This window comes from Winogradskyella sp., from assembly GCF_016744625.1.
GTDB lineage: Bacteria > Bacteroidota > Bacteroidia > Flavobacteriales > Flavobacteriaceae > Winogradskyella.
In genome coordinates, this window is the sequence record NZ_JADGDZ010000099.1 from 1 (window position 1) to 11,980 (window position 11,980).

Annotated in this window: 11 protein-coding genes; 10 read left to right on the forward strand and 1 reads right to left on the reverse strand. The window is 32.4% G+C overall.

Going from position 1 to position 11,980, the window contains the following annotated elements:
- The 9 genes from QZZ53_RS15005 to QZZ53_RS15045 all read left to right on the forward strand — a co-directional run.
- A partial coding sequence (locus QZZ53_RS15005) for a T9SS type A sorting domain-containing protein (RefSeq protein WP_296386172.1) occupies positions 1–219 on the forward strand: 219 nt, incomplete at its 5' end.
- Between the two features lie 161 nt (positions 220–380).
- Positions 381–1,838 carry an FAD/NAD(P)-binding oxidoreductase gene (locus tag QZZ53_RS15010; RefSeq protein ID WP_296386174.1) on the forward strand — a complete coding sequence of 486 codons (1,458 nt, stop codon included), beginning with the start codon at positions 381–383 and terminating at the stop codon, positions 1,836–1,838.
- Positions 1,839–1,852: 14 nt separating this feature from the next.
- Complete coding sequence (locus tag QZZ53_RS15015; RefSeq protein ID WP_296386176.1) at positions 1,853–1,993, forward strand: hypothetical protein; 141 nt, start codon at positions 1,853–1,855, stop codon at positions 1,991–1,993.
- Between the two features lie 4 nt (positions 1,994–1,997).
- On the forward strand, positions 1,998–2,468 hold the full coding sequence (locus tag QZZ53_RS15020) for a hypothetical protein (RefSeq protein ID WP_296386178.1): 471 nt from the start codon (positions 1,998–2,000) through the stop codon (positions 2,466–2,468).
- Positions 2,469–2,619: 151 nt separating this feature from the next.
- Positions 2,620–3,927: a TolC family protein gene (locus QZZ53_RS15025; protein WP_296386180.1), complete on the forward strand. Its 1,308-nt coding sequence runs from the start codon at positions 2,620–2,622 to the stop codon at positions 3,925–3,927.
- Between the two features lie 65 nt (positions 3,928–3,992).
- Positions 3,993–5,072, forward strand: a complete 1,080-nt coding sequence (locus QZZ53_RS15030; RefSeq protein WP_296386182.1) for an efflux RND transporter periplasmic adaptor subunit — start codon at positions 3,993–3,995, stop codon at positions 5,070–5,072.
- A gap of 9 nt (positions 5,073–5,081) precedes the next feature.
- Positions 5,082–8,276 carry an efflux RND transporter permease subunit gene (locus QZZ53_RS15035; protein WP_296386183.1) on the forward strand — a complete coding sequence of 1,065 codons (3,195 nt, stop codon included), beginning with the start codon at positions 5,082–5,084 and terminating at the stop codon, positions 8,274–8,276.
- A 43-nt stretch (positions 8,277–8,319) separates the two neighbouring features.
- Positions 8,320–8,625 (forward strand): hypothetical protein, encoded by a 306-nt coding sequence (locus QZZ53_RS15040; protein WP_296386185.1) that lies wholly within the window; start codon positions 8,320–8,322, stop codon positions 8,623–8,625.
- Positions 8,626–8,643: 18 nt separating this feature from the next.
- Positions 8,644–8,853: a DUF2892 domain-containing protein gene (locus QZZ53_RS15045; RefSeq protein WP_296386187.1), complete on the forward strand. Its 210-nt coding sequence runs from the start codon at positions 8,644–8,646 to the stop codon at positions 8,851–8,853.
- A 118-nt stretch (positions 8,854–8,971) separates the two neighbouring features.
- Here the strand turns inward: QZZ53_RS15045 and QZZ53_RS15050 are convergent, their stop codons facing one another.
- Positions 8,972–10,414 (reverse strand): outer membrane protein transport protein, encoded by a 1,443-nt coding sequence (locus tag QZZ53_RS15050; RefSeq protein ID WP_296386189.1) that lies wholly within the window; start codon positions 10,412–10,414, stop codon positions 8,972–8,974.
- A 321-nt stretch (positions 10,415–10,735) separates the two neighbouring features.
- Here QZZ53_RS15050 and QZZ53_RS15055 point away from each other — a divergent pair.
- The coding region (locus tag QZZ53_RS15055) for an FAD/NAD(P)-binding oxidoreductase (RefSeq protein ID WP_296386191.1) at positions 10,736–11,980 on the forward strand (1,245 nt) is incomplete at its 3' end.

Here is an 11,980-nt window from a genome sequence, read left to right on the forward strand (position 1 = left end):
AAACGTATTTTTTCAGTTGAAGTATTTATTCCTAATACCCAAAAAAGCATATTAGAAGTTTATGATATTTTAGGTAAGAAAGTTAAATCGCTAACCATAGAAAAGTCTATTGGATTAAAAACAATTTCTTTAGAATTAGCAACATTGATTCCAGGAGAGTATATTTTGATATTTAAAAATAATACAAGTGTTATTGAGAAAAAAATAATTAAACTTTAATTATTTTCTTCATCATGTAACAAAAGTTACTATTCAATTAGTTTTTAAAAGCAACCTTTGTATAGTGTTATAAAAATCTATTACTCAGATATTCTAAGTGATAAATATCATTTTATAACCTTAATGTTTATTCTAATTTCACAATATCAAATCAAAAAAACATGTCTAAAATTGTCATTTTAGGAGCAGGTATTTCTGGTCATGTTGCGGCTTCTCATTTAAGAAGAAAGCTTTCAAAACAGCATGAGGTTATTGTGGTTTCTCCTAATAGTAATTACCAATGGATTCCTTCTAATATTTGGGTAGGAATTGGTAGAATGAAATCAGAAAAAATCTTATTTCCTTTAGCTCCTCTTTATAAAAGGAAAGGTATTGGTTATAAACAGGCAAAAGCTATTTCGTTCTTTCCCGAAGGTGATAAAAACGAAGAGAAGCCTTATGTTTTAGCAGAATACATTATTGGAGATAAAAAAGGGCAGCACGAAAAAGTAACCTATGATTACTTAATTAATGCTACAGGACCTAAGCTGAATTTTGAAGCTACAGAAGGCTTAATTCCTGGGCAAAACAAAACCTACTCTGTTTGTACTTATACACATGCAGATCATGCGTGGGAAGGTTTAAGTGAAGTTATTCAGCAAATGAAACAAGGTAAGAAGGCTAAAATATTGATTGGTACTGGTCATGCAAAAGCTACATGTCAAGGTGCGGCTTTCGAGTATATATTAAATGTAGAACAAGAACTTCGTAAGCATAAAGTACGTGATATGGCAGAAGTTACTTGGATTTCTAATGAATATCAATTAGGTGATTTTGGAATGGATGGGATGTTATTATCATATAAAGGGATGACACTGAAATCTCATGAAATGGTAGAAATGATTTTTGAAGATAGAGATATAAAGTGGATACTTGGTGCTGGTGTTAATAAAGTTAAAGATGGTATTGCATATTATGAAAATTTAGATGGTGAGATTAAAGGAGAAGTTTATGATTTCGCAATGTTAATTCCTGCGTTTTCTGGTCATGGTTTTAAAGCATACGATAAAAACGAAAATGACATTACAGAGAAGTTATTTAAAGGATTTATGATCGTTGATGCTGATTACACACCTAAGCCGTACGAAGAATGGTCAGTTAGAGATTGGCCAGAGACTTACCAAAACCCTAGTTATAGAAACATTTTTGCACCAGGAATTGCATTTGCACCACCTCATGCAATTTCAAAACCAAGAAAGAGTAAAAACGAAACACCAATTTTTCCATCACCACCACGTACAGGAATGCCTTCTGGTATAACAGCAAAATTGGTAGCTGACAACATTATTGATTCTATTAAAAATGGAAAAGAATCATTACATCATAAAGGATCTTTAGGAAATATGGGTGCGGCTTGTATTGCTTCTGCTGGTTTTGGGATGACAAAAGGAAGTGGAGTAAGTATTACAACATATCCAATTGTACCAGATTACGAAAAATATCCAAAAACACAAGGTAGAAAATTGAGCAAGACCTTTGGAGAAATAGGTTTAGCAGGTCATTGGTTAAAATTGGCTTTGCATCACGCATTTATTTATAAGGCCAAAATGAAGCCACTTTGGTGGTTGATTCCAGAATAAAAAATGATAAAATTATGACACAAAGAATATCAAAATATCAAAAGTTTAAAATGATGAATCCAATCATTCAGTTTTTCAAATTCATTTATTTAAGTATAAAAATAATGATTATTGTTGCAGGAGGACATGGTGGAACAAGAGAAAATATCAAATAAAAATATGAGAAAATTAATAATTGTGATAGTAGGGTTAATTTTTTTAAGTTTTCAATCTTGTCAAAACGAAGCGAAAAAAGAAACACCTAAAAAGGTTGAAACTGTAGTTGTGGAACCTACAACAATTGATGATGGTCGTGTTTCGCTTAATTTAAATCCTATGCAGAAAAACCATCAACTCTCTAATATGAGAAGTCATCTAGAAGCTATACAAGAAATTACATTATTGCTATCTCAAGAAGATTACGATAAAGCTTCAGAATTAGCATATACAAAATTAGGTTCTACAACAGAAATGAAATTAATGTGTGCTTCCTTTGGAAATAAAGGCTTCGAAAATTTAGGATTAGAATTTCATAAAAGTGCCGATATTATGAGTGAAGTTTTCAAAAAACGAAATAAAGATAATTCCCTTACCGCTTTATCAAATACATTAAACTATTGTGTGCAATGCCACGCAACGTATAAGCAGTAAAATAAAAGTTAACTGATGTGGTTATCAGTTTTTTTGGTTGGTTAGTAAAAAGGCATTTATAAGTAATTATAAGTGCCTTTTTCGTTAGTAACCTTTGTTACTGACCAACATTTTTTATCGTTCTATTTTTGTTCCAACAAATACTAGTTTAATGAAAAGAATATATATATCGATTTTCTCTTTTATACTATTTGGTTTTTCACTTCAAGCACAAGAAGTAGTGTCAATAGCTAAAATAGAAGTCTTATCTAAAGTTTCAGAAAATAACATGAGTATTAAAATTTCTGAAGAAGAATTTAAACAAGCTAAAGCAGATTATAGACAGACTAATGCTGTGTTTATGCCAAATATTGCAGTAAGTCATACTGCTATTGCAACTACAAATCCTTTGATGGCTTTTGGTTCTAAATTGAATCAAGAAATATTAACGCAACCAGATTTTAGTCCAGCATTGTTAAACAATCCATCGCAAATAGAAAATTATGCTACTAAGTTAGAAATTCAGCAGCCGTTAATCAATTTAGATGGCATGTATCAACGCAAAGCTGCTAAGTCTAAAATGGAAGCAATGTCTTTAAAAACTGTTCGAACAGAAGATTATCTAGCTTTTGAGGTAGAAAGGGCTTACATGCAATTACAACTAGCTTATAAAGCTGTAGATGTTTTAGAAAAAGCATTAGAAGCTGCTAATGCGAATAAGAAATTAGCAGACAATAGTTTTAAACAAGGTTATTTGCAACGTGCAGATGTTTTGAATGTTGAAGTTAGAGTTACAGAAGTTAGAAACCAATTACAAACTGCTAAAAGTAATGTACAAAACGCTTCAAATTACTTGTCCTTTTTAATGAATGATGAAACGTATGTAGTTTACACACCAACGGATGAGCTAACGGTTTCTACTTATACAATAGAAGATAAAATAGTATCAGAAAATCGTTCAGATATAAAAGCAATGCAATTAGCATCATATGCTTATGAAGCAATGAATAAAGCAGATAAGATGGCTTTTCTGCCAAGATTAAATGCATTTGGTAGTTATGAGTTATATGACGATCAAATCTTTCAAGGAGATGCAAATGGATATTTATTTGGTGCACAATTAAGTTGGGATATTTTTCAAGGATCTAAACGCATTGGGAAAGCTCAAAAAAGTAAAGCAGAATTCGAAAAATCAAAATTAGAATATAAACAGTATGTATCACAAAGTAATTTAGAATTAAACAAAGCCAAGCGTGCTTTTTTAGATGCTGAGAATAAGATGAAATTGACCACACTTGCATTGCAACAATCTGAAGAATCTTTAAGAATACGTACCAACCGATTTAAAGAAGGTCTAGAGAAAACGTCAGATTTGTTAATGGCAGAAACTCAGTTTGCGCAAAAGCAATTAGAATATTATCAAACTATTTTTGAATATAATTTCACCCAAGCGTATTTACAATTTTTAACTAAGGAATAAAAGGAGAAACAAGACTATATAACTAAGAATCAAGACAGATACTCTTGCTTTAAAAAAGATAAAAAATGAAGAATAAATTATATACAATCGCAGTATTTACAGTCGCCTTATTTATGGTTAGTTGTGATAGCGAAGACAAAAAAACGATTGCAGATAATTCACTTGCCATTAGCGTAAAAATTAATCAAGTAGAAGCCAATATAAATAGCCCATTTTTAAGTGTAAGTGGTAAGATTCAAGCAGCAAATAGTGCTGACTTAAGCACTAGAATGATGGGTTACGTCAACAAAGTACACGTCAATGTTGGTGATAAAGTGCGTAAAGGACAGTTGTTGGTTTCCATTAATAATGCCGATTTGCAAGCTAAACGAGCGCAAGTAAATGCAGGAATTGCAGAGGCTAGTGCTGGTTTTAATAATGCACAAAAAGATTACAGTCGTTTCAAAAATTTGTTTGTAGATAATAGTGCATCACAAAAAGAAATGGATGATATGACTGCTAATTTCGAAATGGCAAAAGCACGTTTAGAATCTGCAACCCAAATGAAAAATGAAATAAACGCACAATTTGCTTACAGTAATATTACTGCGCCTTTTAGCGGAACAGTTACTAGTAAAAATGTTGAAGCTGGTAATATGGCAAATCCAGGAGTACCATTAATAAGTATTGAAACACCAGGGGATTTTGAAGTAATGGCAATGGTACCAGAGTCTGAAATTTCTGAAATTAAAAATGGAACTACAGTTGATGTATTGGTAAAATCAATTAACCAAAGTGTAAAAGGTAAAGTTACAGAAGTGAGCACATCTGCAAAAAATACAGGAGGGCAATATTTAGTGAAAATAGATTTAGATAAAACAGATGCTAATATTTTATCAGGAATGTTTACAACAGTGCAGTTTCCTGTAGAGCGGAAAGCAAAATCAGCGATGGTTTTGATTCCAACAAAAGCACTTGTAACAAACGGTCAATTAACCGGAGTTTATACACCAAGTCAAAGTAATACAGCCATGTTACGTTGGTTACGTTTGGGTAGAACTTATGGTAGTCAAGTAGAAGTATTATCTGGATTAAATGCAGATGAAGCCTACATAGTTTCAGCTGAAGGGAAACTTTATAATGGTGCTAAAATTTCAATTCAATAATCGTAAATTATGAAAGAAGGAATAGCAGGTAAAATTGCCAAAATTTTTATGCAATCAAAGTTAACAGTATTGTTAATGATTGTGTTTATGGTGGTTGGTGTATATAGTTCGTTTCTAATTCCACGTGAAGAAGAACCTCAAATTGATGTGCCAATGGCAGATATTTTTGTTGGTTATCCAGGAGCAAGTCCTACGGAAGTAGAGTCGCGAGTGATAAAACCATTAGAACAATTAATTTCGAATATTAAAGGTGTTGAATACGTGTATTCTACCTCAATGAAAGAACAAGGGATGGTGATTGTTCAGTTTTATGTAGGTGAAGATATTGAGCGTAGTTTCGTAAAATTATATAACGAAATTAACAAACATATGGATCAAATGCCTGCAGGAGTAACATTTCCGTTGGTTAAAACACGTGCTATTGATGATGTGCCAATGTTAGGCTTAACCTTATGGAGCGAAAATTATGACGATTTTCAGTTAAGTCAAATGGCTCAAGAGTTAGAGGTAGAAATTAAGAAGGTGAATGATGTATCATCCACACATAAAATTGGTGGAAGAAATAGACAGTTACGTGTTGTTTTAGATAAAGATAAATTAGCAGCTAGCGGATTAGATTTCTTGTCTGTTTCAGAAATGATAAAAGCTAATAATAGCCAATTAAGTTCAGGAAGCTTTGATAAGAATGATAATGAATACCTTATAAACACTGGAAAATTTTTAGAATCTGTTACAGATGTTGAAAATTTGGTAGTTGGAGTACAACAAAATCAACCCATTTATTTAAAACAAGTCGCTAAAATTATTGATGGACCAGAAGTACCTCAAAATTATGTGAGCTTAGGTTTTGGAAAAGGTAGTGTAAAGTCATCTGATTATAAGTCTGAATATCCTGCTGTTACTATTTCTGTTGCAAAACGAAAAGGTGCTGATGCCATGAAAATAGCAGAAGTTATTATTAACAAAGTAGAATATTTAAGAGCGACTTTAATTCCAGATGATGTCCATGTGGAAATCACTAGAAACTACGGAGAAACAGCTTCTCATAAAGTGTCAGAGTTATTATTACACCTTATAGGTTCTATTTTTGCAGTTACTATTGTTGTGATGTTAGCAATGGGTTGGAGAGGTGGATTGGTTGTGTTTTTATCAGTACCAATTACGTTTGCTTTAACGTTGTTGAGTTACTACATGATGGATTATACGCTAAACAGAATTACACTTTTCGCATTAGTTTTTGTAACTGGGATTGTTGTTGATGATTCTATTATTATAGCCGAAAACATGCATAGGCATTTCAAGATGAAACGCTTGCCTTTTAAACAAGCTGCTTTATATGCTATTAATGAGGTTGGGAATCCAACCATTCTGGCAACGTTTACAGTTATTGCTTCAGTTTTACCTATGGCTTTTGTATCAGGCTTAATGGGACCATATATGGCACCAATGCCAATTGGAGCTTCTATTGCTATGATTTTATCATTATTTGTAGCATTAACCATTACACCATATTTAGGTTATATTTTCTTAAGAGAGAAAGATAAGAAAGGAGCAGAAGATATACCTGAAAAAGCTGTAGAGGATACACTTATTTATAAGGTTTATAACAAGTTTGAAAGACCTTTATTAGAAAGTAAAGGAAAGCGTTGGTTGTTTTTAATTGGAACTTTTGTGGTATTAATGGCTACAATGGTGTTGTTTTTTACCAATTCTGTTGCTGTAAAAATGTTGCCATTTGATAATAAAAATGAATTTCAAGTTGTTATTGATATGCCAGAAGGTACAACCTTAGAACGTACAGGAGTTGTAACTCAAGAGATTTCTCAATATTTATCTACTCGACCAGAAGTGGTTAATTATCAAAATTATGTAGGCACGTCTGCACCAATAACTTTCAATGGTTTGGTACGTCATTATGATTTACGAGGAGGAAGTAATATGGCAGATATTCAGGTGAATTTAATTGATAAAGGAGAGCGTTCTGCTCAAAGTCATGACATTGCTAAACTATTACGTCCTGATATTCAGAAAATAGCATCAAAATACAATGCGAATGTGAAATTAGTAGAAGTACCACCAGGACCACCAGTATTGTCTACTATTGTGGCTGAAGTTTATGGGCCAGATTATAATGAACAAATAAAGGTTGCGAATAGCGTACAAGATATATTGAAGAATACGGATGATGTAGTTGATATTGATTGGATGGTTGAAGCTGACCAAATTGAATTTCAATTCGATATTAATAAAGAAAAAGCAATGTTATATGGTGTTGCTCCACAGCAAATTGCTTATACCATGAATATGGCTTTGTCAGATAGAGCAATTACAAACTTATATGATGAAGATGCTGTAAACCAAATAGGATTAGTATTGGCTTTAGATGAAAAGGAAAAATCGACTATTTCTGATATTTCTCAATTAAAAGTGAAATCAAAACTAGGAAACATGGTGCCAATTGCAGATTTAGTAGAAATTACTGAAACTACAGCTGCAAAAAGCATTTATCGTAAAAACCAAAAACGTGTGGTGTATGTAATGGCAGATATGGCAGGTGAGTTAGAAAGTCCTGCATATGCGATTCTTGGTATGGAGAAGAAGTTAAAAGAAATCTCTTTACCAAGAGGTTATAAGATTAACGAAATGTATTTAGGGCAACCAGATTTTGAAGATGATTATACCGTAAAATGGGATGGAGAATGGCAAATTACTTTAGAAGTATTTAGAGATTTAGGAATTGCCTTTTTAGGAGCAATTATATTAATTTATATCCTAATTGTAGGTTGGTTCCAAAACTTCAAAGCACCAATAGTTATGATGGTGGCGATACCATTATCCTTAATCGGAATTATTCTAGGACATTGGATCATGGGTGCATTTTTTACTGCAACTTCTTTTATTGGAATGATTGCTTTAGCAGGAATTATGGTGCGGAATTCAGTTTTACTTATTGATTTTATTAACTTAAGAATTGCAGAAGGAGTACCAATTAAACAAGCAGCAATAGAAGCTGGAGCTGTGCGTACAACACCTATTTTATTAACTGCGGGAACTGTTGTTATTGGTGCATTTGTCATATTATTTGATCCAATTTTCCAAGGTTTAGCAATATCATTAATGGGAGGAACAATTGTATCAACTGTATTGACTTTACTAGTTGTGCCATTAGTGTATTACATGATAGAGAAGAAGAATTATAAATAAATGAGATTCTGAAACAAGTTCAGAATGACAAAAAATAGAAATCATGAAATTAGTCATAGTTACAGCAGTCGAAGAATTTCAAAAAGATGTTTTGAAACTTTTCAAAAGCGCAAATATTGAAAACTTTAGTAGTTCTGATATTGATGGTTATAAAAATGTATCTTCATTATTAATGGCTTCTAATTGGTTTTCAGGCGGAAAGGGAGGTAATGAATCGAGTTTGTTTTTCTCTTTTACAGATGATGAACATATTAATATCTTATTCAATTTGATAAAAGATTTTAACAAGAATTTAGAAACTAATAATCCATTGAAAGCGGTTGTAGTTCCTATTGAAAAATTTATATAAACTTAAAAATTAATTAAAATGTTGAATACATATTTTAGAGTTATTGTTGGTGTAATGGTATTATTAAGTGTTATACTTTTCGTTTACGTCAGCCCAAATTGGATGTGGTTTACGGTTTTTATAGGTGTAAACTTAATTCAATCTGCCTTTACCAAATGGTGCTTATTGGAAACTATATTAGTTAAGTTGGGTGTGAAAAAAGAAGGAGGCAGTTGCTCAATAAACTAATGCACAAATTCAGTATACTAAAATTAGTGTGGCAATATATAGCTATGGATTAACACAGATTATATTGCCACACATTTTAAAGATTGATAAACAAAATTAGAACGTCAATCGGATACTGTTAATTATCAACCTTCTTATTAAATGTATAGTTTAACCCAACCATAATCATAGATGTGGTCATGTCATACGATACTGTTGTGCTTGGAATTGCACCTAATGGATTACTTGGTGAAATTTGGCTAGAATCTAGTAATTGTCCTTGCGTTGTATCACCACTAGTTCCATAATGATATACACTATCAATTCGCCAGGTATCATTTACCTCATAACTGAGACCAAATTGATACGCATGTTTGATAATTGCTGTTGCAGGAGTAGAGAAGAAGGCTAAATCTTCATCTATAGGATTAGAACTATAAGTATAACCAAAACGTAGTGGTAATTTGTTTACCCCTTTATATTGAAGTCCTGCTGAAAGAATAGACATATTTTTCCAGCCAAAACCTTTAACAGCACCAGTTGGGAAACCATTGTCGGCAAATTCCCATCCACTTGCTTCAAATCCTTCTGTATCTTCATACATCACTCTTCTAAAATCTAGTGCAAAGTCTATCTGACCTGCCGAATATCCTAATCCAAAAGACATGATTGCAGGATAATCCATTTGAAAATTAACATCAGGAGCATTTGTACCATCTAAATAGGTATTACTAAATTTAAACTCTTGAAATGTTTGAGTTGTTTTGTATGATGCTCCTAATTTTATACCATTTCCAGAATCGTAAAATAATCCAAATTGTGCGCCATAACCAATGGCAGAAGCCACATCAGTAGTTGGATAGCCTTTTCCTGTTCCTCCCATTTCTGGTGGAAAATCTGGTGAAGCTAACGGGTTTGGTGCTAATTCTAATGAAGCATAATTTATATTAGGTTGGATACCTAGAGATAAATTTGAAGTGATTTCATAAGCCCATGTACCACTAATTTGTAATAACATATAACTAGATTCTATATGACCAAATCCTCTAAGACCTTGTGGCCAATTTATAGGGTTAGAATTATTTGGATTCCAATTCATATTTGGATTACCATTTATATCCATAGGAAGATTTGTTTCTTGTGGAAAGGTGACACCAAAACCACTAATACCAAATGCAGATGCACCAAAGGTGTGTTTGCTATCTTTTTTACCCCAAACCATAGCCAATGCAGGCATTGGTGAAACACCACGATCATCTTTAGTAGTACCATATACAGAAGGAGATGCAGGTGAACCTGGTCCAAAATCACCAGCTTGCCATAATGCACCTGAAGGAAGACTAGAACTTAATTCTGGTGACGAAAAGAATAATCCGATATCAAACCGAATGATTTTATCATCGAAGGTAGATAATGCTGCAGGATTCCAATGTATAGCACCAGAAATATCTAAAGGTTGTGCAGTTGCTGCTCCACCCATGGACATATTAACACTACCCACACCTTGCATAATATGTCCGGCTTGAGAGAATAAAGCTGTAGAAAAGAGCATTACAATTAATTTAAGAACAGGTGTTTTCATAATGATAAAGTTTTAAAACATTCTGCATAAATTCTGATTAAAAAAATTGAATTATCGCTAATTAAATGTTTGGTTACTTAATAACTACCCAAAGTTACGAGCAGAATAAATAGCCAAGCATGACTTTTATCATAGATGGAAAACTGGTAAATGGTGAGTGTACATGTTCTTGTTGTACTTGATAGAAAATGAAGGAAAGTCTTTGTAACAAATGGTACACAAGCATATGACAAAAGTCATACGAGTTCTTGGTTTATCAAAGTAATTTTACCTTAAGTTAAGATGTTACGTTCATGGAGACGTAATATAAACATCTAGGGTATGAAAAATTTAGTGATATTAGGAGCAGGGACAGCAGGCACGATGATGGCCAATCATTTGGTTAATAAATTACCAAAAAAGAATTGGCAAATTACTATTGTAGATCAGTATAAAACTCATTATTATCAACCAGGATTTTTATTTTTACCATTTGATACCTATACTGAGGATCAAGTTAAAAAAGTAGGAAAGAAATTTATACCTAAGGGTGTAAATTATCTTCAGAAAAAAATAGAACAAATATTCCCGGAATCTAATAAAGTTGAATTAGAAGACGAATCCTTAGACTATGATATACTAATTGTAGCTACTGGATCTAAAATTGCACCAGACGAAACAGATGGCTTATTAGGTTCTTTATGGAGAAAAGATATTTTTGATTTTTATACTTACGAAGGCGCTTTAGCACTACGTAATAAATTAAGAGATTGGGAAGGTGGTAAATTAGTAGTTCATATCACTGAAATGCCAATAAAATGTCCAGTAGCACCATTAGAATTTGCATTTTTAGCAGATTCTTATTTTAAGGAAAAAGGTATGCGTGACAAAGTAGAAATAACCTATGTAACACCTTTAGATGGAGCTTTTACAAAACCAACATGTACTAAGGCATTAAATTACCTATTGGAGGAAAAGCAAATTAAGATAGAAACTGATTTTGCTATAATGGAAGTTGATAATGATAAGAAGGCAATTGTAGATTATATTGATAAAGAAATTCCTTTTGATTTGTTAGTAACTGTACCTACAAATATGGGTGATGAAGTTATAGAACGATCTGGGTTGGGTGATGATTTAAATTTTATTCCAACACACAAACACACTTTACAATCCAAAGCACATGATAACATTTTCGTTATAGGAGATGCAACAAATGTACCAGCTTCTAAAGCAGGATCTGTAGCACACTTTCAAGCAGAAACACTAACAGATAATATTATTTTATACACTAGGGGTTACAAATTAAAGCAAGAGTTTGATGGTCATGCTAATTGTTTTATAGAAACAGGTGATAATAAAGCATTATTAATAGACTTTAACTATGACCAAGAACCAGTGCATGGAACATTTCCATTTGCAAAAATAGGCCCTCTTAGATTATTAAAAGAAAGTGTGTTTAATCATTGGGGAAAATTAGCATTTAGATGGATCTATTGGAATATGTTATTAAAAGGTATACCAATTCCGTTTGTTGGCAGAAATATGAGTTTTAAAGGAAAAGTATTCGATATAAAAGCAAATAAC